At 58.9% G+C, this 23,204-nt stretch carries 19 protein-coding genes; 13 read left to right on the forward strand and 6 right to left on the reverse strand.

Annotation, left to right across the window (positions count from 1 at the left end; all coding sequences use genetic code 11):
* The first annotated feature begins 128 nt into the window (after positions 1-128).
* The 4 genes from AKN84_RS10170 (at position 129) to AKN84_RS10185 (ending at position 3,783) form a co-directional block, all read left to right on the forward strand.
* Positions 129-695 carry an NADPH-dependent FMN reductase gene (locus AKN84_RS10170; protein ID WP_050420651.1) on the forward strand — a complete coding sequence of 189 codons (567 nt, stop codon included), beginning with the start codon at positions 129-131 and terminating at the stop codon, positions 693-695.
* Between the two features lie 33 nt (positions 696-728).
* The gene (locus AKN84_RS10175; RefSeq protein WP_050420571.1) at positions 729-1,607 is read left to right on the forward strand and encodes an NAD(P)-dependent oxidoreductase; all 879 of its coding nucleotides are present in this window, start codon (positions 729-731) and stop codon (positions 1,605-1,607) included.
* 347 nt (positions 1,608-1,954) lie between these two features.
* Positions 1,955-2,425 (forward strand): DUF2231 domain-containing protein, encoded by a 471-nt coding sequence (locus AKN84_RS10180; RefSeq protein ID WP_244485006.1) that lies wholly within the window; start codon positions 1,955-1,957, stop codon positions 2,423-2,425.
* The gene (locus tag AKN84_RS10185) at positions 2,425-3,783 is read left to right on the forward strand and encodes a PQQ-dependent sugar dehydrogenase (protein WP_050420653.1); all 1,359 of its coding nucleotides are present in this window, start codon (positions 2,425-2,427) and stop codon (positions 3,781-3,783) included. The genes AKN84_RS10180 and AKN84_RS10185 overlap by 1 nt, the downstream gene beginning before the upstream one ends.
* Positions 3,784-3,916: 133 nt before the next feature.
* Here the strand turns inward: AKN84_RS10185 and fdhD are convergent, their stop codons facing one another.
* The 3 genes from fdhD to AKN84_RS10200 form a co-directional block, all read right to left on the reverse strand.
* Positions 3,917-4,765, reverse strand: a complete 849-nt coding sequence (fdhD, locus tag AKN84_RS10190; protein ID WP_050420572.1) for a formate dehydrogenase accessory sulfurtransferase FdhD — start codon at positions 4,763-4,765, stop codon at positions 3,917-3,919.
* A gap of 120 nt (positions 4,766-4,885) precedes the next feature.
* Positions 4,886-5,380, reverse strand: a complete 495-nt coding sequence (locus AKN84_RS47730) for a hypothetical protein (protein ID WP_162240858.1) — start codon at positions 5,378-5,380, stop codon at positions 4,886-4,888.
* A 725-nt stretch (positions 5,381-6,105) separates the two neighbouring features.
* Complete coding sequence (locus AKN84_RS10200) at positions 6,106-6,564, reverse strand: hypothetical protein (RefSeq protein ID WP_128970617.1); 459 nt, start codon at positions 6,562-6,564, stop codon at positions 6,106-6,108.
* 44 nt (positions 6,565-6,608) lie between these two features.
* Between AKN84_RS10200 and AKN84_RS10205 the strand changes: the two genes are divergently transcribed.
* The 4 genes from AKN84_RS10205 to AKN84_RS10220 all read left to right on the forward strand — a co-directional run bounded on the left by AKN84_RS10205 (position 6,609) and on the right by AKN84_RS10220 (position 12,789).
* Positions 6,609-7,790 (forward strand): efflux RND transporter periplasmic adaptor subunit, encoded by a 1,182-nt coding sequence (locus AKN84_RS10205; protein WP_050420576.1) that lies wholly within the window; start codon positions 6,609-6,611, stop codon positions 7,788-7,790.
* Entirely contained in the window at positions 7,787-10,897 is a 3,111-nt protein-coding gene (locus tag AKN84_RS10210) for an efflux RND transporter permease subunit (protein ID WP_050420577.1), read from the forward strand. Before AKN84_RS10205 ends, AKN84_RS10210 begins: the two co-directional genes overlap by 4 nt.
* Before the next feature lie 117 nt (positions 10,898-11,014).
* Positions 11,015-12,262 carry an oxalate decarboxylase family bicupin gene (locus tag AKN84_RS10215; RefSeq protein ID WP_050420578.1) on the forward strand — a complete coding sequence of 416 codons (1,248 nt, stop codon included), beginning with the start codon at positions 11,015-11,017 and terminating at the stop codon, positions 12,260-12,262.
* A gap of 98 nt (positions 12,263-12,360) precedes the next feature.
* A complete protein-coding gene (locus AKN84_RS10220; RefSeq protein ID WP_050420579.1) occupies positions 12,361-12,789 on the forward strand; it encodes a thioesterase family protein in 429 nt (142 codons plus the stop codon).
* 448 nt (positions 12,790-13,237) lie between these two features.
* Here AKN84_RS10220 and AKN84_RS44860 read toward each other — a convergent pair whose 3' ends face one another.
* Positions 13,238-13,453, reverse strand: coding sequence for a hypothetical protein (locus AKN84_RS44860; protein WP_128970619.1), 216 nt, complete (start codon positions 13,451-13,453; stop codon positions 13,238-13,240).
* A gap of 572 nt (positions 13,454-14,025) precedes the next feature.
* Between AKN84_RS44860 and AKN84_RS44865 the strand changes: the two genes are divergently transcribed.
* From AKN84_RS44865 to hemA, 4 genes are all read left to right on the forward strand, one after another.
* Positions 14,026-14,343, forward strand: coding sequence for a YodC family protein (locus AKN84_RS44865; protein ID WP_128970620.1), 318 nt, complete (start codon positions 14,026-14,028; stop codon positions 14,341-14,343).
* 1,016 nt (positions 14,344-15,359) lie between these two features.
* Positions 15,360-16,190: an RNA polymerase sigma factor RpoH gene (gene rpoH / locus AKN84_RS10225; protein ID WP_050420580.1), complete on the forward strand. Its 831-nt coding sequence runs from the start codon at positions 15,360-15,362 to the stop codon at positions 16,188-16,190.
* A gap of 520 nt (positions 16,191-16,710) precedes the next feature.
* Positions 16,711-17,124, forward strand: coding sequence for a cupin domain-containing protein (locus tag AKN84_RS10230; protein WP_157863272.1), 414 nt, complete (start codon positions 16,711-16,713; stop codon positions 17,122-17,124).
* A gap of 325 nt (positions 17,125-17,449) precedes the next feature.
* Positions 17,450-18,679, forward strand: a complete 1,230-nt coding sequence (gene hemA / locus AKN84_RS10235) for a 5-aminolevulinate synthase (RefSeq protein WP_050420654.1) — start codon at positions 17,450-17,452, stop codon at positions 18,677-18,679.
* Positions 18,680-18,829: 150 nt separating this feature from the next.
* Here the strand turns inward: hemA and AKN84_RS10240 are convergent, their stop codons facing one another.
* Both AKN84_RS10240 and AKN84_RS10245 read right to left on the reverse strand, forming a co-directional pair.
* Positions 18,830-20,245 (reverse strand): sensor histidine kinase, encoded by a 1,416-nt coding sequence (locus tag AKN84_RS10240; protein WP_347337319.1) that lies wholly within the window; start codon positions 20,243-20,245, stop codon positions 18,830-18,832.
* A gap of 7 nt (positions 20,246-20,252) precedes the next feature.
* Complete coding sequence (locus tag AKN84_RS10245; protein WP_050420582.1) at positions 20,253-20,930, reverse strand: response regulator transcription factor; 678 nt, start codon at positions 20,928-20,930, stop codon at positions 20,253-20,255.
* A gap of 682 nt (positions 20,931-21,612) precedes the next feature.
* Here AKN84_RS10245 and AKN84_RS10250 point away from each other — a divergent pair.
* Positions 21,613-23,088: a catalase gene (locus tag AKN84_RS10250; RefSeq protein WP_050420583.1), complete on the forward strand. Its 1,476-nt coding sequence runs from the start codon at positions 21,613-21,615 to the stop codon at positions 23,086-23,088.
* Positions 23,089-23,204: the final 116 nt, after the last annotated feature.

The raw sequence follows: 23,204 nt of genomic DNA on the forward strand, positions 1-23,204 counted from the left end.
GATGACCTCCTCCCTGTCCAGGCTCGCCGCGGCCGTCCGTCCCCCAGCCGGACGGTCGCTTCCTTTGCCGCACGCCCCGGCGTGACATATCGCAAAGCCGTTTTGTCACCTACGGAATGGAGAATTTCATGCATGACATAGGGGGGCTCACGCGGTTTGTTGGACTGGCCGGTAGCTTGCGCAAGGCTTCCTATTCGCGGGCGATCTTGTCAGGCCTGCGAGGCAACCTTCCGCCGGCCGTAGAGCTCGCAATTTGCGACCTGCGGCTCCCCCTTTACAACGAAGACGATGATGGGACTGATCCTCTCGAGAACGTACGGCTGTTTCGAAGGGCTATCGGCGCTAGCAATGGCGTGGTCATCGTAACACCCGAATACAACCACGGCATTCCCGGGGTTCTCAAGAACGCGCTGGATTGGGCGTCACGCCCTTTCGGTAAGTCGGTGCTGATCGACAAACCGGTCCTTGTCATATCGGTCTCTCCCGCCTTTACAGGCGGCGTACGAGCCCAAGCCCAGGTCAACGAGACGCTTCTGTCGATCTCAGCTCGCATCTTGGGCGGCCCCCAAGTCGTCATTGGTGGCGTTGCAGAAAAAATTGCGGATGGCCTGATTGATCGATCCCACCTTGGCTTCGCGCTTGAAGCTATCGATCGGTTGGTCGGCATGTCTCGACTTCCTTCACAACGACGATAATCATCACACTTGAGGGCACCGCGGAGATCGAACATGAAAGTAGGCTTCATAGGGCTCGGGCAGATGGGCAGCGGGATGGCATGGTCGCTTCTCAGCGCCGGCCATAGTCTGACTGTTTACAATCGCACGTCCTCGAAGACCGACGAGCTGGTGAAAGCGGGCGCTGTCGCGGCTTCGCGCATATCGGACGCGTGTGATGGCGATCTCGTCATCACCATGCTGGCCAACGACGCGGCGGTTGAGAGCGTCGTGTACGGCTCCGGTGGACTGCTAGCGAGTCTCCCTAAAGATCGGATTCATGTTTCCTCGAGCACGATTAGCGTGGCGCTTTCGGACCGCCTCGCGGCGGATCACTTGAATGCCGGTCAACGCTTCGTTGCGGCTCCGGTGTTCGGGCGCCCAGAGGTCGCGGCAGCGGGAACTCTGTCGGTCATTGCCGCTGGCGACAAGGGCACGATTTTGGATGTTGCGCCGGTCCTGGACGCGATCGGGAAGAGGACAGTCATCATTTCCGATACCCCAAAAGTTGCAAATCTCGTTAAGCTCAGCGGCAACTTTCTCATTGCGTCCGTTATTGAATCATTGGGCGAGGCTGTTGCGCTCGTCGCTAGGGAGGGGGTCGACCTCGACAATTATGTCGATATGCTGACGTCCACTCTCTTCAACGCCCCCGTCTACAAGACCTATGCCAAGCTGATTGTCGAGGGAACGTTTGAACCCGCGCGCTTTTCTGCACCACTCGGTTACAAGGATATCCGGCTGGTGCTCGCTGCTGCCGATGATTTGCGCGTGCCAATGCCGGTCGCTAGCCTGTTGCGGGATCGCTTCCTGACCCTGCTGGCGCATGGCGGTGAGAAGCTCGATTGGTCAGCGATCGGACAACTGGCCAGCCGAGACTCCGGGGCGCCTTGATATTTTGATCCGGGGGACTGGCGCCGCATGGCCTCGGCAGGCGGCCCGCCGCTCACCCATCAATGTCGTGAGCCGCGTCGAAGAGATCGAAATCAATTCATATTCGTCGCACCGGCGCACCGCCCCGCCGCTCCATCATGCGGCCCAGCGTTGGAAAAGCTAGCATGCTGGCGGGGCTATTGACTAACCACGCTCCCCGGGGGACCGCAGCCAGCCTGGGAGCGCATGCAATCGAATGATGAGGCTAAACTCTAATTTAGTGGGGAGCCCACAGCGCGCCACTACTTAGAAAAGGAATGCGTCCGCAACGCGAAAATGGTGATGACTTAACCCACGAGGATGGAGACATGCAGCACGTCAGGATGGCCGACGCGGGTCTCACACGCGAAGCCAGCTCAAGTTCAAAGGACAGCGCTCGCAGACAAGCAATTCATAAGCTACTGGTCCCGTTTTCGGTCGCCTATTTTACAGGCGCCTTTGTTACCGACGTGCTCTACTGGCGGACCGAGGAAGTGACGTGGGAAAGGTTCTCTGTCTGGCTGATAACAATTGGTCTGATCATGGCGGGCCTTGCCGCGATTGCAGCCCTGATCGACGTTGCAAGCGGACGGCAAAAGCCGGCATGGCCACCTCTGGTTGGCTACGCCTTGGCCGTCTTTCTTTCACTGGCAAATGTCTTCATCCACAGCCGCGACGGCTATACCGCGGTCGTACCGACCGGCCTGATGCTCTCGGGGTTTGTCGTCGTCATTCTTCTAGCGATGGCCCCCGCCGCCTGGGCTTTGACGTCCCCTCATGCTGCAGGAAGAGCCACATGATGCGCGTTTTCAAGTCTGCCCATTCAGCCAAGCTGCCGCGACTTGCCGCAATCTGCGCTGCCGTCGCTTGCACGGGGCTCGCAAGCTGCGACGAGGGCGGGGGTGACCCAAGAAATCAAATCGGCGCCCACCCCATGCTGCCGGCGCTGCAACAATATCTGCTGCCGCCGATCCGTATTGCAGAAGCTGTCGGATGGAGAAAGGGAGAAACGCCGACTGTACCACAGGGCTTGCAGGTCCAGGCATTGGCCACTGCCCTGGAGCATCCGCGATCTCTCTATGTCCTTCCCAACGGTGATGTGCTGGTCGTCGAGAGCAATGGCCCGAAAGCGCCGATCTTCCGCCCTAAGGACCTGATCACCGGCTGGGTACAGTCGTTCGCAGGCGCCAAGGCCAAGACCGCAAACCGCATCACGCTCTTGCGCGATACAGACGGCGACGGCGTTCCGGACCAGCGAACCGTGTTTCTGGATGGCCTCAACTCGCCCTTCGGCGTCGCGCTCGTTGGCAATGATTTCTACGTCGCCAACACCGACGCGATCGTCCGCTATCCGTATCTGAGCGGACAGACCCGCATCACAACCCCAGGCACCAAGCTGACCGATCTTCCCGGCGGCCCGATTGATCATCACTGGACAAAAAGCCTCCTGGCCAGTCCAGATGGTTCAAAGCTCTACGTCGGGGTTGGATCAAACAGCAACATCACCGAAAACGGAATCGGAGCTGAATATGAACGGGCCGCGATTTGGGAGGTCGACCGCGCATCTGGCGCGCATCGCATTTTCGCGAGCGGAACCCGCAATCCGACGGGGCTTCAGTGGCAGCCTGAAACCGGAAAGCTCTGGGCCATCGTCAATGAACGCGACGAGATCGGTCCCGACCTGGTTCCCGACTATCTGACCTCGGTGCAGGAAGGAGGCTTCTATGGCTGGCCCTACAGCTACTACGGTCAACATTTGGACCCACGGGTTGAGCCGCAGCGGCCCGATCTTGTGGCTACGGCGATCGCGCCCGATTACGCTTTAAGCTCGCACGTGGCGCCACTGGGAGTGGCCATGTACACACGCGGCGATCTTGCCCCAACTTTTCAAAGCGGCGCCTTCGTCGGCGAACACGGCAGCTGGGACCGAACTCCTCTTAACGGCTACAAGGTGGTTTTCGTGCCGTTTACCAGTGGCAAGCCCAGTGGCCCGGCCCAGGACGTCGTCACAGGTTTTCTCGACGTGAATAATCACGCTCGCGGACGGCCCGTTGGCCTGGCGATTGATCGTATCGGGGCACTGCTGATTGCCGACGACGTTGGAAACACCGTTTGGCGCGTATCTTCGGCGCGCACGGGCGCTAGGCCGCCTACTTAGCGAGAACCGACCATCCGGCCGGTTCATGCAGCGCCTCAACAGAAAAGGACCCGACCAAGGTCGGGTCTTTTGCGCCTCATGAGATCTGCGTTGATGACCGGCTGGTGCCCGGCTCACATGGCCTTCGCTATAGTCAGAACCGTTGATCGGCGGTTTCATCGTCGCAAGATAACGTTGGCAACGGTTCACACGAAATTCGGTAAGAATGCGTGAACACCTCGAATCCGTCCGCGCGCGCGATGCCTGCAAGGGTGATACCCGCCGCATCCGCCACGCGGACGGCCAGCGCTGTCGGTGCTGAAACCGACACGACGAGAGGTGCGCCGATCGCTGCGCTTTTCTGCATCATCTCCACGGATACGCGGCTGGTGAGAAGTATCATCCCCTCGCCCGCCGCGACGGACCCGCGCGCAAGAGCGCCCGAAAGCTTGTCGAGTGCGTTGTGACGGCCAACGTCCTCACGCAAGGCGACGATGCCGCATCTCGCATTCGAGAACGCCGCAGCATGAACCGCACGCGTGTCGATGTTCAGTTTTTGACGCAATGTCACATTCTTCATGGCCACCATGATCTGCTCCGGTGAGAACTGCTCGCGATGCCGGATAACGGTCGCCGGACGCATGGCTTCCGCGATTGATTCGATACCGCATAGTCCGCAGCCTGTCGGTCCCGCGATGTGCCGCCGTCGCTCCCTCAGACGATCGGCGTTCGATTTACGGAGCCACATCCGTAGTTCGACACCATCATCGAGATGTACGATATCCAGCGCTTCGATATCAGCTGCAGAGCTGATGATTCCCTCGCTCAAGCTGAATCCGACCGCAAAATCCTGCAGATCCCGCGGTGTCGCCATCATTACCGCATAGGTTCCGCCGTTGTATGTCAGCGCAACAGCGGTCTCTTCGGGAATCGAACGATGGCCCGCACTTAGACTGCCCTTTCGCCAGACCTGCCGACTAACGATTCGGGTGGATCTCGACATCAGTCGCTCCCATGCATTTTTCGGAACAGAGCAGAATGGCAACGTGAACGACACCTTGCCGGCTGACGCGCTCTTCTCAACTAAAAACGAATTTAGCCGCTGAGACGCTTTCGACGTCCACTATTGATCTGGCGCATACACCCGGCCTGTTTCAGTGCCCCCCATCCAAATCCCTCTGAACGCGAATTTAGTGGGAATACACAATATGCATCCCATCTTCAGTCCATCGGGGCGGTGGCGTTCTGCCTTCCTCGGCCACCACCGCCTGACAAATGCCTGTGGCGGAAAATTCCGCCCATCTCGAAGGAGAATCTCATGAGAGGACGAGTGATGATGATTTTGGCGACCGCGCTGCTTGCCGGCAGCCTTGTTGCTACTGCGGCACAAGCGCGGGGTGGAGGTGGCGGCGGCGGCGGACACGGAGGCGGCGGCTTTGGCGGAGGCGGCGGAGGTCATATGGGCGGCTTCGGCGGAGGCCACATGGGCGGTTTTGGCGAAGCTCATACCGGGGGTTTTGGTGGCGCCCATATCGGAGACATTGGCGGAGATCACGTCGCGGGCTTTGACGGAGCGCACGGCGCCCATCTGGGTCACGATCACTTTGGACGACGCCATTTCGCCCGCGGCGGCTTTTATGACTACGGCCTCGATTGTCCCTATTACCGGTCATACAACTCACCGTATTACTGCAACTACTGATCGGATTGAGCCGTCCGACATTACGACAGACCGCCGTGGCTAGGCCATCGCGGTCTGCCCTGTGCTTCTGCAGCCTCTCGAGGCATTCGGTTTCGAGCGTGAAAGCTTGGCTCAGCAGTAATCCGACCTTCGCGAACAAAGCGAATAAACGCCAATTTAATTGAACGGACTCGCGCAACAGCGCACTTTCCGATCGAAACGTTCACCGGCGCCCCACCGATCAAGATAACTATCGAGACGCCTGGGCTCGAGCCGGGAGCTGTGATCGACGTTGCACGATCTCCTTGTCGGCGGCCGATCGCTTTTGGTCGCCTGGCGCGCTTCAACAGGAATATGCCGATGATGAGAATCTCATTGATTGCCACAATCCTTCCAGCGGCGTTCCTCTCCAACGTTGCCATGGCGCAGGTTGGTGGAACGGCAACGCCGACACCCACGATGGGCACGACATCACCGTTGGGCCTTGGGACGAGCACGTCGGTTTCGCCAACCGGCATTCCGCTCGGCGCGACAGAACTCGTATCACCGGGACTCAGTCCGACTCCCACCGGAGTAACGGGCACGCTTGCGACGCCTGGTAGCAGCACCACCTGCTCAACAGTCGGAACTTCGCCATCAACAATGTATGGATCGACCGCCACCTACGACGGTGGAGGAATGACCGCAGCAAGTGCGACGCCTGCGACCGCCGCAACGTCGGAAGGGGGAATGTCGAGTTCGCCGGCACTTTCGAGCTCCTCGACGATGTCAGCGACTTCGGGATTATCGACGACCTCGGGGATGTTGGAAACGTCCGGCCTGTCAGGAATGTGCGGCTCCGGCTCAAGCAGCGTTACTGCCTCGTCGACCCCGAGCTCAATGTCGCCAACAACGGTAGGTGGCAGTCCTCGAACCGCCATTCCGTTGGGATCGACCGAGATCGGCAATCTTGGGGTCAGCTCCGCAGCCGCAGTCCCGACGGTCAACATTTCCCCGATATTCGGCAACGTCGTAACTTCAGTAGCGCCCACCATTCCCACGGTGTCATCGCCGGCCTCGGTTTCCTCCACAACGAATGCCGCGCCAAGTCCGACCATGGGAACTGGAGGCATGTTGATCATTCCCGCCCGGTGAAACATTACTGCATCAGTAAAAGAGAGCGGTCATGAAAAAGAAGGTCATCATTCCGGCTGCCTTCCTGATTGCCGCACTTGCGGCCGGCGGCCTCCTCTACTTCACACGTGCTAACCCAGTGGAGGCCGCTGCTACGCCAACATCACCATCCGCGGTGCCAGTCGTCGCTGGAGTTGTCGCCCAACACGACGTGCCGATCTATCTTAGCGGCGTCGGCACGGTGATCGCCTATAACACCGACATCGTACGCGCCCAGATCCAGGGGCAGATCATCAGTATCAACTTCACGGAAGGCCAGTCCGTGCATGCCGGCGACCTGCTCGCGCAGATCGATCCGCGTCCCTATCAGGCCTTGATCGATCAATACACTGGTAACCTGGAACGCGATCAGGCGCAGCTCGCTAATGCACAGACCAACCTCGCGCGCTACACCACACTGGGTGACAAGGGCTGGGCTACTCCGCAACTACTCGAGACACAGAAGGCGCAGGTGGGGCAGCTGCAAGCGGCCATCAAGACCGATCGGGCACTGGTTGAAGCGGCCAGGGTACAACTGAGCTTCACGCGCCTGACGTCGCCGATCGATGGCGCGGTCGGAATCCGGCAGATCGACGTTGGCAATATCATCAGTCCGTCCAGCGCAAACGGTCTCGTTGTCGTCACACAGCTCAACCCGATTTCGTTGATTTTCACGCTTCCGGAAACCGTTCTGCCGCGGATCCAGCAGCGACAGGCAAACACTAAAGCCCCGCTCTCGGTTTTCGCCTACAGTCAGGACGACACGATCCTGCTGGGACAGGGCGTGCTCGGCCTCGTCAACAACGAGATCCTGCAGACCACGGGCTCGATTCAGCTCAAGGCAAATTTTGCCAACCAGGCTCACAAGCTCTGGCCGGGCGAGCTCGTCAACGCGAGACTGCTGGTCGATACAAGGCACGACGGCCTGACCGTCGCCGCATCGGCCGTGCAGCAAGGTCCAAATGGACCCTATGTCTATGTCATCAATCCCAACAACACGGTCGAGATCCGGCCGATCAAGGTGGCGCAGATCGACGCTGGGCAAGCCCTCATTGATTCCGGCCTGAAGGCCGACCAGCAGGTCGTCATTGACGGCCAGTATAAGCTGCAACCCGGCACACGTGTCACGCTGCTGCACGGGAACGCCGCAGACGAAGCCATTGCACAGAGTGCGCAGCAGGCGCCGATCCCGTGAACATATCCGCGCCGTTTATCCAGCGGCCGATCGCCACCGCCCTTCTGATGGTCGGATTGCTGGTCGGCGGACTGGTCAGCTATCCGCTGCTGCCGGTGGCGTCGCTGCCGAACGTCAACTATCCAACGCTTGCGATCACCGCGCAGTTGCCGGGCGCCGATCCGCAGACCATGGCATCCTCGGTAGCATCGCCGCTCGAACTGCAGTTTGGCGAGATTCCGGGCCTCACCCAGATGACGTCGTCGAGCGCACTCGGCTACACCCAGATCACCCTGCAATTCGACTTGAGCCGCCAAATCGACGGGGCGGTCAGCGACACGCTGTCGGCGATCAACGCCGCTTCCGCATACTTGCCAACGGGCATGCCATATCCGCCGACCATCCGGAAAGTCAATCCGGCCGACACACCAATCCTGGTTCTCGGCATCACCTCGGAAACCTTGCCTCTAACCGTCGTCGACGCCTATGCGCAAAACATCTTGCTGCAGAAGATCTCGCAGATATCCGGGGTCGGCCTAGTCGGCATTGGTGGTCAGCAGCAACCGGCGGTCCGTGTCCAGGTGGATCCGGAGGCGCTCGCGGCCCGCGGAATCAATCTCGAAGATGTTCGAACAGTGCTCGGTCAGGCGAACGTCGACCTTCCGAAAGGCACGCTAAACAGCCCTCGCCAGACCTACACGCTCAATACCAATGATCAGCTGTTCAAGCCGGACCAATACGCCGACCTCGTGATCGCCTATCGCAACGGATCACCCGTCCGCATCCGCGACATCGGTCGTGCTATCAGCGCTGGAGAGAACGACCTGATCCGCGGCTGGTTCAACAACAAGCCGGCGATCATTCTGGCCATCCAGCGCCAGCCCGGTGCCAACGTCATCGAGACCGTAAGGCGAATTCAGTCGATGATGCCCGTGCTCGAGGCGTCGATCCCGACCGCCGTCAAGATAAACGTCATATCCGACCGCACCCAGACTATCCGTGCGTCTGTCAGCGACGTGCAGTTCACACTGATGCTAACTGTCGCGCTCGTCGTCATGGTGATCTTCATTTTCCTGCGCAACTTCTGGGCAACCGTCATTCCGGCGGTCACCGTGCCCCTGTCCCTGGTCGGCACCTTCGCGATCCTCTACGAAATGGGTTACAGTCTCGACAACCTCTCGCTGATGGCTCTGTCTATCGCGGTTGGATTTGTGGTCGACGACGCCGTGGTCGAAATCGAAAACATCGTGCGACATATGGAGGAAGGTCTGCCGCCGTACGAAGCCGCCATGAAGGGGTCCGGCGAGATCGGCTTCACAGTCATGGCGATTACGTTTTCGCTAATCGCTGTTTTCATTCCGCTGTTCCTGATGAGCGGCTACGTCGGGTTGCTATTTCGCGAGTTCGCTATGACGGTGAGCGTTGCACTCGTAATCTCTCTGGTGATCTCGCGGACACTCACGCCGATGATGTGTGCATACCTGCTCAAACCGGAGAGTAAGGATCACGGATGGCTCTACCGGTTGTCCGAGCGCGGCTTCGATGGCCTGCTTAACCTATATGAGGCGGGCCTCAAGATCGTACTGCGGCATCGTTTCATCACGCTCATGGTAATGTTCAGCACTATCGCGCTAACCGGCTATCTTTACGTCATCATCCCGAAGGGTTTCTTTCCCCAGCAGGACACTGGATTGATCCTCGGCCAGTCGGAAGCGGCGCAGGATATCTCCTTCGAGGCCATGGCCGAACGTCAGCAAGCTTTGCTTGATGCAATCATGCGGGATCCGGCGGTCGCGACGATAGGTTCGGCTGTGGGTGCCGGCGGCGGCACCTATACGGTTAACGACGGCCGGGTATTCATTCAGCTAAAGCCCGCAAACCAACGCGATTCCATCGACAAGGTGATGGCGCGGTTGCGGACCAACCTCGCCAAGATCCAGGGCATCACGCTCTATATGCAACCTGCGCAAGATATCACGATCGGCGCGCGCCTCAACAAGACGCAATTTCAGTACACCATGAACGACGCCGACCCCGGCGAACTCAATCACTGGGCGTCGCTGTTCCTCGATAAGATCAAGGCGATTCCCGGAATTACCGACGCGACCACCGACCAGCTCAGTGCCGGGCCGATGCTCGATATCGCGATCAAGCGCGAGGTCGCTTCAAGCTACGGCATCCTGCCTTACACCATCGACAATACGCTCGACGACGCCTTCGGCCAGCGTATCGTCTCGACGATATATACTACTCTGCAACAGTACCACGTCGTTCTGGAGGTCAATCCCAAGTTTCAGTATGGCCCCGAAGCGCTCAGTGGCATCTATGTCAAATCGTCGAGCGGACAGCAGGTGCCATTATCCACGCTGGTCGATTCGGTCGTGAAGGTCGCGCCGCTCCTAGTCAACCACCAGGGCCAGTTCCCATCTGTTACGATTTCGTTCAATCTCGCGCCAGGCACAGCGATCGGTCAGGCGGTAAACGGCATTCACGCTGTCGAAAAGTCACTGCACCCCCCGCTCTCGCTCCAGACGAGCTTTCAGGGCAACGCCCAAGCCTTCGGGGCATCCCTGTCGAGCACGCCGATCCTCATTGCCGCCGCGCTCTTCGTCATCTACCTCATCCTCGGTGTGCTCTACGAAAGCATCATCCATCCGATCACCATCATTTCAACGCTACCGTCGGCCGGCGTCGGCGCGCTGCTGCTGCTGATGGCAGTTCATTTCGATCTAAGCGTGATCGCGATCGTCGGCATCATTTTGCTGATCGGCATCGTCAAAAAGAACGGCATCATGCTGGTCGATTTCGCGATACAGGCCGAACAGAACGAAGGCTTGACCACCGAGGACTCAATTTACCAGGCCTGTATCAAGCGCTTTCGGCCGATTCTGATGACTACCATGGCCGCGCTACTTGGCGCCGTCCCGATGATGCTTGGTACAGGAGTCGGCTCGGAACTTCGGCAGCCGCTTGGTTACGCCATCGTCGGCGGCCTTGCCGTGTCGCAAATTCTTACTCTCTATACGACGCCTGTCGTCTATCTATATCTCGACCGGTTGCAGATCTGGCTTTTCGGAGAAAAGAAGCACGCACCCGCCGGCCACGCTCAGTCAGCGCCGGCCGAGTGACGAAGAAACAATCGTGCGCGGTGCGAACATTATTTCTGAATGCAAGTTTAGTGGTCCACGACAATTGTGGGTCTATCTTTCATCTACCCGCAGCCATCTTGCAGAGGAGCGACAGCCGTGTTCTCAAGACGGAAGATTCTAAGAGCGTCCGCCGCCGGCGCCGTCATGACTGCAACTGCAGCAGCGCAAGCAGCAACCTTCGGCAATCCGGACGAGCCAGCGCAGGGCGCTCTCAATGCCAAGGGGCCCGGAAATCTCGAAGATCCTGGTCCGCAAAACCCGGCTATCAGTAGTCAGTTTCCCTCGGCACAATTTCCGCCGGCGACCGACGTCGGCGGCATGCCCATGGACTGGGCTTCCTTCAACAATGCGCCAAAGCGTATCCAGAACGGCGGTTGGGCGCGCCAGGTTACACAAAAGGATTTTGCGATTTCGGACACGATCACCGGCGTCAACATGCGGTTGACCGCTGGCGGCATCAGGGAATTGCACTGGCACCAAGCCGCCGAGTGGGCGATCATGACTTACGGAAGCTGCCGCGTGACCGTTCTCGATGCCGAGAGCCGGCCGTACGTCGCCGACGTCAATGAGGGCGACCTCTGGTACTTCCCGGCGGGCCTGCCGCACTCGTTGCAGGGTCTCGGTCCCGACGGATGCGAGTTCGTAATTTGCTTTGATGACGGCGACGCCAGCGAATTCAACACGCTACTGGTGACCGACTGGTTCGCCCATACACCGCCCGAGGTGCTTGCCAAGAATTTCGGCGTTCCCGCGGAGTCATTCGCCAAGATACCCCTGCGCAATCTCTGGATCTTTCAGGGAACTCTGCCGGGCGATCTGTCATCCGACCGGGCCGCCGTCGACAAGACCGGATCAGTTCCACCCCATCCATTTATCTTCCAACTCGGATCGTCCACTCCGGCAAAAACCTCCAAAGGCGGCACAGTACGGATCGCGGACAGCGGCAACTTCCATGTCGCCACCACGGTCGCGGCCGCACTGGTAACGATTCGTCCCGGCGGGGTCCGCGAGATGCATTGGCATCCGAACGCCGACGAATGGCAATATTACATCAAGGGCAAGGCGCGCATGACGGTTTTCAATACCGGTCCGAATGCGCTAACGATGGATTTCAGCGCTGGCGACATCGGCTACGTCAAGCGCAATCTGGGGCACTACGTCCAAAACGTCGGCAATACGGACCTGACGTTCATCGGGGTCTTCAGAGCTCCCCGCTATGAAGAGATTTCTCTGTCCAACTGGCTGACCCATACGCCGCCGGCGTTGGTCGCCCAACATCTCAATGTAGACCAGGAGACGATCGCGAAATGGCCCGACGACGGGCCAGGTATAATGCCCAGATAGTAGAGCGGAGCGATGTCGGGGGCCCTGAAACACGTCATTGGTGGCATCATAACATAATAAGTGGCGTCACACTGGCAGGATCATTCGACGAGGTGAATATGAATGCGCTCGACAATGTCAAGATCGGCATGACGGCAGAAAAGACCGTGACCGTTACGCCTGAGATGACCGTCAGTCACTTCGTGCCGCGGATGCCGCAGGTTTATGCCACGCCGATGATGATCCTCCATATGGAGATGGCGTCGGGTTCGGCCATCAGTTCGCATCTGCCAGAAGGCTTTGCGAGCGTCGGAATGGATGTGCAAGTCCGCCACTTGGCGGCAACGCCGGTCGGCCGCACGGTCCGAACCACCTCACGCGTCGTCAAGATCGACTCCAAGAGCGTGCTGTTCGAGGTCGAGGCGTGGAACGGCGACCGCAAAATCGGTGACGGCACCCATCGCCGCGGCATCGTCAACGTGAGGGAGTTCGAGAAGCGGTTTGCAGTGCTGAAGCCGCTTGAAAGACAGTTGCAGTCGGATTCATAGGATTTCGTACTGTGGAGACTGCCTAATGAGACCATCCGCACAGCATCGCCTTAGTAGGCGCCAAATGAGATTCATCTTGGTGAATGGCAGGACGCCCTGCCCGCGATCCTTGTGCGCACTATGCCGCAGGCCGATCAGGGCGACCTATCTGCGGGAAGTCAACACCCGGTTATCCTATTGCGATGAAACTTGTTACGCCGAACACTGCGCGGACGCCATGCTGGCCATCGAAGGCTACGCGTGAGCTTCCGGTGACGTATTCCAGTTACCACGTGACACAGATCGCCTGTAATCCCCCGGGCCGCGCTCGCGTTTTTGTCCAGGACGCTGAGCGCGGCGATCATGTTCGGTTTATAGGCGGATGCTACCATCTCGATGCCTCGACACGGACTGTCAAGAGCGGCCGGCAGTCAATTGCAGATGGCGATCGCGTCGATGATATCGAACGTCACTCGTTCCATTTCGGCCCGCCATAATAGCGGTAGGCACTCTCCGTCGTCCTTCTCTGTTCGAAACCATCGAAGGCGTCGGCCGGTTTGCGGTCCACGACGCTGGGCGCTTTTCGGAAAGAGCGCGCATTCAACTGGGCTGCACCCGCAAATGCTTGTCCAGATAATGCAACCAGCATCACCATTGATGCGGCGAGAGCGAGAGTTTTAGTCATAGTTCCTTTTCCTTCTATGTCCGACCCTGAAACCGCTGCCGGTTCATGTCGGTACTTTGACTGAGTTTATCGGTATGTTGCAGATGTGCATGGTGCCATTTGCGACGCCGCGTCATGGCGTTGCGAAACCGCCCAACCGTCGCCGTGATAGCCGCTATGTCGTGCAAATCTGCCGTTTCAAGGCTTCGACAATTTGCATCTTTCGGTGCCGTGGCGTCGATCAATGCAATTTCCGAATTGGCCTCCTGGTGCGACAGCACAACGACTACGTAAGAGGGCCAGCCCAGCTCCGCGTTTAAATTCTGCTTCACAAAATGCTGCGGCACGGACGTCCGAGCAGAGAAAGCCGGCGCGAAGCAAGAACCGCCACTCAACCATTTCTACGCGTCCGTCAGTAATCCACTTCACAACTAGCTGATAGCCACTGTTTGCTCTGATCGATTGCCAACACGTTTGCTTCATGCGCGATAGGCCTCGCACTGTTGCTCGCGCTCCACCGAGTTTTGCGACTATCGGACTCGGCTTGCGATGAATGCCTGCAAGGCTGGCCTGAGTTCAAATGGAGTTTGATCATGCTGACGCTCACGAACCGGATCTCGATTGCAATTGCAGCACTGCTTGTGTTTGGCATGCCCCCGTCTCAAGCGCTTTCCGCCGCCGCTCTACCAAGCACTCCGGTGTCAGATCAGGCCGCTTCCGCGCTGCGGAGTGGTAATCTTGTTCGGCTACGTTCGGGAGGGCCGTTGATGACGGTCATCGGCATCGAGGGTAACCGAGTGAAATGCGTTTGGACCGACGCGGATAATGAGCCTGAATCTGCGATTTTCTCGATCGACGTGCTCCAGATAGTAATACCGGTCCAAACCCGATCGTCGGAACGTTTGAGATAGGCGGTGCACGCCCGGCAAACGGGCGGCGAGTACGTCCTAATTTTGAACTTCTCAGCTTGGGGGCAGTTCCAACCGGCGAACCGATATCCGAGAGCGGCGGCACTCCAACATGGACGCACGACCGTCCCGAATGTGCAGGCCTTACGGGTTGCCCGGTGTGGGCAGAGAAGCGAGGACCATTCGGGCCATCGCCCGCAGGCCTCTAAGCGGAGACCCCTTGGTCGACACCACGGCAGCCTAGACTGTCGGACGCGATAGTGACACGCGCATGGCTCTCTAAACCTACCGTTCGCCGTCTCACTGTTGCGGATCAGCGAAACCAGTAACAACCGATTTCGCAAGGATACCACTGGAGATTTCGCTGCCAGACGATCTCAAGTTCTAAGACACGATTGCAGTAGGCAAGCACGTCGCGTCGCGGGTCGCCGCCGTTAGTGACGCAACAGCATGTCGTGACCGTGATCCGTCGATGGTAGGTCTGGCCACAATCCGGCAACTCTTGCGCCCGCGGGGCGGACGCATCGATTGGCAGCGAGGCCGAACATATCGTTCGGGTCCCAAGCACAAGGAAGGGAGATGGGAGAAGACCAACCTGCAGCCGTCCTGAGACGCTTCAGCCGGTCCGACCACCGAAATGCGCCTGGAGTTGCCTTGGCCCCTCCCATCATCATGTTGCACGGCGCCCGGCTGACGGCGAGCAGCACGCGGGCTGCGTAGCTGATACTGCATATCTCATCGTGTCGACCCGATTGAAGCCGACGTTCACGCGGCAATCTGCCTAAACCCGAGTTTAGCGTCCTAAAGGCCAATTTAGTGGATGTCGGTTGTGCTGCAGCTATTCTTCTGGATATCGCCTGCAGCACATCGTCCATCCCGATCGTCTGTCTATAGGCGCCCTACGTTTGACGAGCGGAGTGACTGAGATGAATGTGCAGGAGATTGCTACAAGTCAATCCGGACCGACCACACGCGGCTTGCTCGCTCCATCAGGGGATCGTCCCGGTTCGGGCTATTTGATGGGCATTCGACGTTTTTCGTTTCTCGAGCGAGAGCAGGAGTACCAACTTGCCAAGCGCTGGCGTGACCTTGGTGATCGCAAGGCCGCGGACCAGATCGTCACCAGCCATCTGCGTCTGGCTGTCAAACTCGCGAAAAGCTACCGCGGCTATGGTCTGCCGGTCTCGGAGCTGATATCCGAGGGCAATGTCGGCCTGATGCAGGCTATCCATCGTTTCGAACCTGAGATGGGCTTTCGCTTCGCGACCTACGCGATGTGGTGGATACGAGCGTCGATACAGGAATACATCCTGCGATCCTGGTCCCTCGTGAAGATCGGCACCACTTCGAACCAGAAGAAGTTGTTCTTCAAACTTCGTTCGACCAAGGCCAGGATCGCCGCACTCGACAGTGCCGATTTGCGTCCCGAGCACGTGATGGCAATCGCAACGACCCTCGGCGTCAAGGACCAGGACGTCATAGAAATGAACCGTCGCATGGGAGGCGACTCGTCGCTAAACGCAAGGGCGACGGCCGAAGGACGCTCCGGCGAATGGCAGGATTACCTGGTGGACGACGGACCGTCACCGGAAACCATTATCGCCGAACATGACGAATTGGAGCACCGACGGGAGGCGCTCGTGCGTGCCGTTCGCTCCCTCACCGGTCGCGAACGTCGTATCTTCGAAGCGCGCCATCTCGCTGATGAACCAAAGACACTGGAGGACCTCGCGATAGAATTCAGCGTTTCTCGCGAGCGCATTCGACAGATTGCCGTCCGGGCGTACGAAAAAGTGCAGAATACCACGAAGCGATCCGTCAAGGAGAGGCATGAGCAGGCCCATCGATAGCGGTTACCCGCACCTACGAGGACGGGACGCCCCACGCGTGAGCCATCCAGCACAATGAATGCGCGCCGTCTAACGATTGACGCGTCTTCACCCCGAAGAAAGTTGAACCGGTCGATCGATCGGCCATAGGGCTGCACCACCACCTACTCGAATGCTACTTGTGGACATAAACATTCAACCACGCATCGCGGCGAACTGCCCCATTGCCATCGAGCTTAATTGACTACCGAGAGAGTTGGGGGCCTCGATACCTAGGTTCTGCCCTAGAGAAGCGGGAAAGCGATCGTAGGACCGATGCGCGTTGTTCTGTTTGGGACCTCGCACAATCGATCTGTCTCCGTCCGACCGTCGCGAGCTTTCTCCAGATGCGCTCGTCCTAACAATTATCACGAAACCAAATCGCTGCGCGCCGGCCTGCCACCGTTAGTCCAGAATGGATTCTCTAAACCGCAGTTTAGTTGCTGTCTGCGTACCACAGATTAATCTTACGGCATTCCTTTCAAGGATGATCCGGAAGACAGTGACCGAAGCTGCTGCCATCCATATCGTCAGTCCGGCGCAATTCGATTCCGGAACGGCTCAGACGCCCGGCTCCGCGCGCCGTGCGGCTATCGCTCCCACGCTCGGCATTACTTCGGCAATCTGGGGCGGTCTGTTCGAGGTTGATCCGGGATCCCGGACCGGAATTCACCATCACGGACCGCAAGAGACGATCGCCTACGTTCTCTCTGGTGCCTGCGAAGTACGGTGGGGCGAAAGAGGAGAATTCTCTGCACGCGCAACGGCCGGCGATTTCATTCATGTCCCCGCCTATTTGCCGCACATGGAAATCAACCCTTCAAAGCTCGAGCCGTTCCGGTGGGTTGTCGTACGCAGCACAGCCACGCCTGTCGTCGTCAACCTGCCAGACAACGCGTGGCCGCAAAACGTCTAGATGTCGTTGGCCTGCAGGCGCACGGGCCGGGTCATCACTTCGTCTGAATTCGTAAGGCTGAATGTCTTCGATGGGCAAAGCCGGCCGCAGTGAGAAGCTGTTTATTAGACAGGAGGACCGACAACTGGTCCGAACAGCCGCGCGAGCCGCTGGGCCTCGTCGTTCGACAAAACGGTCTGAAAAATCTCGAGATGCCCGTATGGACCCGAGCTTCGCGGGTTAAGGCAAGGCGAGCCCAATCACCGCAATCCGTATGAAGCAGCCTTCGGCCCAACGGTTAGAGTCCCTGCTCCATAGACACCAAGGCTCCATTTGGGAGGCTTGCATGAACTACGATCTGTTCTTTACCAATGCCTTGAGTCGGTTGAAAGACGAGCAGCGCTACCGTGTCTTCGCCGATCTCGAGCGCCTCGCTGGTCGCTTCCCGCACGCGATCTGGCACTCTCCGGACGGACGGCGCGAGGTAGTGATCTGGTGCTCGAATGATTATCTCGGGATGGGCCAGCACCCGAAAGTGATCGGGGCCATGTCAGAGACAGCAGAGCGGCTTGGCGCCGGCGCCGGTGGGACGCGAAACATCGCAGGGACAAACCATCCTCTGGTCGAGCTGGAGCATGAACTTGGCGATTTGCACCGCAAGCAGTCGGCACTAGTTTTTACTTCGGGCTATGTGTCAAACCAGACTGGAATCGCGACAATCGCCAGGCTCATTCCGGAATGTCTGATCCTCTCGGATGAACTCAATCACAATTCAATAATCGAAGGCGTGCGCCACTCCGGTTGTGAGAAGCAGGTCTGGCGCCATAATGACGTCAATCATCTTGAGCAGATGCTGCAGAGAGCGCCGCAGGATCGGTCAAAAATAATCGTCTTCGAGACTGTTTATTCCATGGACGGAGATGTAGCGCCGATAGGTCGCATCTGCGATCTCGCTGAACACTACGGCGCCATGACGTATGCGGACGAAGTGCACGCCGTCGGGATGTACGGTGCGCGTGGCGCCGGCATGGCGGAGCGGCACGGCGTGATGGACCGGATCGATGTACTGGAAGGCACACTTGCCAAAGCATTCGGATGCATTGGCGGATATATTGCCGGAAGTACCGCCCTGATCGACGCGGTGCGTTCATATGCACCGGGCTTTATCTTTACGACCGCCTTGCCTCCGCCGATCTGCGCCGCCGCGACCGCCGCCATCCGTCACTTGAAAGTGTCGAACTGGGAACGCGAGCGACATCAGGAACGAGCCCGGCGGGTCAAGGCGCTGCTCACCGCCGCCGCGCTACCGGTGATGCCGAGCGACACCCATATTGTGCCGATTCTGATCGGAGATCCGGAGAGATGCAAGGCGGCCAGCGATATGTTACTCGCCGAACATGGCATTTACATTCAGCCGATCAACTACCCAACCGTGCCGCGTGGAACGGAGCGGCTGCGGATCACGCCAAGCCCGTATCACAACGACGCGCTTGTGCAGGCACTCGCCGGGGCCCTCGTCAACGTGTGGGCAAGGCTCGATCTCGCGCCGAGGCGCCGGGCAGCGGCCGCTGGGTAAGAATATGATTCGACTGCGCCAAAAATGGACTACTTTCGTCCGCAAAGTTCTCGAGCACAGTATTCGCTCCAAGCGCCCCGGGGCACCGTCACCCAGGCAGCAGCGTCGCGCCCGCAGTCTTTGGGTATCGAGCGAGCTCATTCGTCCCGATTAGCAATCCGGACAAATAAGGTCCATCCGACTACCGGGCCCTGAGTGAATCGCCAGCCTGAAGCCGTGGAGCTTTGCGATCGCAACCACTAGACTAAGGCCAAGGCCAGGCCCCGGCGCGTTTCGGCTCTTTTCTGACCGATAGAAACGCCGCAGGACCGCCTCCCGCTCCTGCTCGCTGATGCCGCAACCGGTATCAATGACGCGCACGATGATTTCGTTGTTGCCGCGTATCAGTTCAATGTCCACCCGCCCACCTTCTGGTGTAAACTTGACGGCATTGTCGACGAGGTTGGCGACTGCCTCAAACAGGAGATCCCGGTCGCCGCGCACGTCAAGCCGGTGCTTGGCCTTGACCCGCAAATCGACCTTCTTGTTCTCCGCAATCGGCTCGTACATATCGCCCACCTCCCGCAGCATTTCATGCAACGGAACGCTGCCGAACGCCGCCGAACGCCGGCTGTTTTCGATTTCAGCAAGACGCAATAGCGCCGTGATGATCGTTAGCGACTGGTCGATGCTTGTTATCACCTTGTCCGCAACTGCCTGGAACTGCTCTGGCGTGGTTGCGTTGGCGCGACCGCGCTCGAGAGCAAGCCTCGCCCGAGTCAACGGCGTTCGCAAATCGTGGGCGATGTCGTTGCCTACCCTGGCGAGCGCTATGATCATCGTTTCCATTTCATCAAGCATGCCATTGACGATAGCGGAGAGTCTCGAAAACGGCTCGTCGACATCGCGGTGTGGAAGCCGCTCGCGCAAATCTCCGGCTCTGATGCGTTGGACCCGCTCATTTACCTCCTCGATCCGCTTCTGGGCGCGCATGCTCAGCCAAACGCCAGCAAGCAGGCACAAGCAGAGCGCCGGCAACAGGCCAAGCGCCAATGCCTCACCGACGATATGGGAAATCTCCCGAGCTTCATCGACATCTCGGCCGATGACCAGGGCGTCGCCATTTGGCAATCGCCGGGCGATCGCGCGGATCGCGCGAGCCTGTCGTCCCGTCGGAAGCATCCGATCAACGGAGACGTTCTGGGCGGAATCATTCATCTTAAGCCCCGACGACAACTGCTCCAGGTTGCCCGCTATCCTCCGGCCGTCCGCGCCGAACAGTCCGGCATATTGAACGCGACGGTAATCCTGACCCAGATTCTGATTTATCGCATCCAGCTGGCGTTCGTTGGGCAGGCCGGCGATAAAGTTCAGTTGACTAGCAATCATTCTGTCGGATCGCGCGATCAAATAACAATCGGTCTGCCAATAGATAAAACCTAAAAGCACCATCACGAAGACAGCGAACACACCGGCCAATGCGAGAGCCCAGCGGAAGGCGGTCGAACGCATGTATCGCAGTCGACGCATCGGATCTCGTCCGGATGTCCCGCTCGACGTCAACGGCAGCACATCGCTGACGGTCATCGGACTCTCATTGACCCACACTAAGAATGAATCCGGCCCCTCGCACGTTACGGATCATGGGGCTTTCGCTGGGTCCATCCACCTTGTGACGCAGGCGGCCCATATGCACGTCTACAAGGTTGGTAGCGGGGACGAATTTGTAGTTCCAGACCTCTTCCAAGAGCATAGCCCGCGTCAGCAACTGGCCGCTACGTTGCATCATATATTCAAGGAGCCGAAACTCACGCGGCAACAGGTCGATCGCGCGGTCGCCGCGCTTGGCCGTGCGCTCGATCAGGTCGAGCTCAAGCGGCCCTACCCGCAATGTCGTTTCGCGCGAGTCCACCGGCCGGCGTAACAGAGCTTCCACCCTGGCGAGAAGCTCTACCAGCGCGAACGGTTTGGTAAGATAGTCGTCGCCGCCCATCCGTAACCCGCGCACGCGGTCATCGACTGCGCCGAGTGCGCTGAGCACCAGCACTGGAGTCCGCACTTGATCCTTGCGGAGCGCCTCGATGACGGTTAGGCCGTCCATTCCGGGCAACAGGCGATCAACTATCATGATTTCTGGCCGTGACGAGCGTGCCATGTCGAGGCCTTCTGTACCGCTGGCGGACCATTCGACTTCAAACCCGCGATCCGCCAGCTCGGCCCTGAGTTCCTCCGCCGTTTCGCAGTCATCTTCGATGAGAAGCAATTTTGTCATCAGTCGATCCACGAATGCGGCGAGAACATCGGCACGGGGTGGAGGTTGCTGCCCCAGCGGCTGCACGCTCGCCCGAGACGAATGACACGTCAACGTCCAATAATGCCATGGGATTCTCCGTAGAGAGCCGACAACGCCGAGCGTGCTTAATAGAGGCAAAAGGCATGGCGTACGTCGTCCGGTTCTCTACGGCCCATCCCGACGAGCCAAGCGCACTCGGCCACTCGCCAGGCAACGTAGGCTCTAGAAGTCGCGCGCACCACTAAATATCGTTTTAGGATTGGGTATCGCCAGCACAAAGTAGCCATCACACTCGGGCGCAACTTGCGTTGAATGGCCTGCGACGAGCCAATCCGCTGCAGCCGTTGGCCAACTCAATAGCAAACATTGCGACGCGGAAGCTTGTGCCGAAGCGATGGACAGCGGCCGTTGAATGATTTTACCCACCGAAGACCAGAGCAAGACCGGTCCACTCTCCGCAATAGAACCAAAGTCATCGCAAAAGCGATGAATACATTCCATTCGAGCCCCAGATCTGCAGTCGCAATTCTGTCACCAGACGATTTTGCGAATGCAAGCGCAGCGCTGCCGCAAAGCGGTCGCGTGGCCGGGTTCTCAGCGCCTCGCCAACATCGGAGCAATCCTTGGCCAAACGTCCAACGCTCACATCCGGAGTAACCCAATGAACGACGTATCCAAACGCGCAGCGATGTCTCATGCGTCAGGTGCGCCCGTTACAGACAATCTCAACATTCTAACAGTTGGGCCGCGCGGTCCCGCCCTGTTGCAAGATATCTGGCTGATCGAGAAGCTGGCGCATTTCGACCGCGAGCTGATCCCGGAGCGCCGGATGCACGCCAAGGGCTGGGGGGCGCACGGCACCTTCACCGTCACGCACGATATCACCCGCTACACTAAGGCGACTCTCTTCTCGAAGATTGGCAAGAAAACGCCCATGTTCGCTCGGATGTCGACCGTGGCCGGCGAGCGTGGTGCTGCCGACGCTGAGCGCGACATCAGAGGCACTGCCCTCAAGTTCTATACTGACGAAGGCAACTGGGACATTGTCGGCAACAACACGCCGGTATTCTTCTTCCGCGATCCGCTGCGTTTCCCGGACCTGAACCACGCGATCAAGCGCGACCCGCGCACCGGCATGCGCTCGGCCGACAGCAACTGGGATTTCTGGACCCTCCTGCCCGAGGCACTTCATCAGGTCACCGTAGTCATGTCCGATCGCGGCATTCCCAAGAGCTTGCGCCACATGCATCTCTTCGGTAGCCATACCTACTCGATGATCAACGCTGCGAACGAGCGAGTCTGGGTGAAGTTCCATTTCCGCACCCAGCAGGGCATCGCGAACCTGACCGATGCGGAGGCCGCTGCCTTGATCGCCAATGATCGCGAGAGCCACGGCCGAGACCTCTTCGAGAGCATCGAGCGCGGCGACTTCCCGCGTTGGACACTGTTCATTCAGGTGATGACGGACGCACAGGCCAAAGCCTTCCGGTTCAATCCGTTCGACTTGACCAAGGTGTGGCCGAAGGCCGATTATCCCCTGATCGAGGTCGGGGTGATGGAGCTCAACCGCTATCCGGACAACTTTTTTGCGGAGGTCGAGCAAGCCGCCTTCTCGCCAGCCAATGTGGTGCCGGGTATCAGTTTCTCGCCGGACAAGATGCTGCAGGGCCGGCTATTCTCCTATGGCGACGCGCAGCGCTACCGGCTCGGGATCAACTTCAACCATATCCCGATCAACGCACCGAAATGCCCGTTCCACAGCTATCATCGCGATGGCGCCATGCGGACCGACGGGAATCTTGGCGCCACTCCGAGCTATTGGCCCAACAGCAAGGGTGCCTGGATCGACCATAACGAGGCACTGATCGAACCGCCGCTGCTGATCGAGGGCGACGCGGCCCGTTGGGATCATCGCGTCGACGACGATCACTACGAGCAGCCTGGCAATCTGTTTCGGAAAATGAGCTCCGCCCAACAGCAGGTTCTGTTCGAGAACACCGCCCGTGCCATGGGTCATGCCCGGCTCGAAGTCAAGCAGCGCCATGCCGCCAACTGCACCAAAGCCGACCCGGCGTACGGCGCTGGTGTCGCGAAGGCGCTGGGTATCAAGCTCAAATCGCCAATGGCCGACAAGTAGGCTTGCTCGTGGCAGCCGGCCGGCAGCGCTCTTGCGCGCCGTCGGCCAATTCCATCAACGTTCCTTCCGTAGCCAATCTGGCAGCGCCGAACGGTCATCTTATCTCTGGAGTCATC

This window comes from Bradyrhizobium tropiciagri, from assembly GCF_001189845.1.
Classification (GTDB): domain Bacteria; phylum Pseudomonadota; class Alphaproteobacteria; order Rhizobiales; family Xanthobacteraceae; genus Bradyrhizobium; species Bradyrhizobium tropiciagri.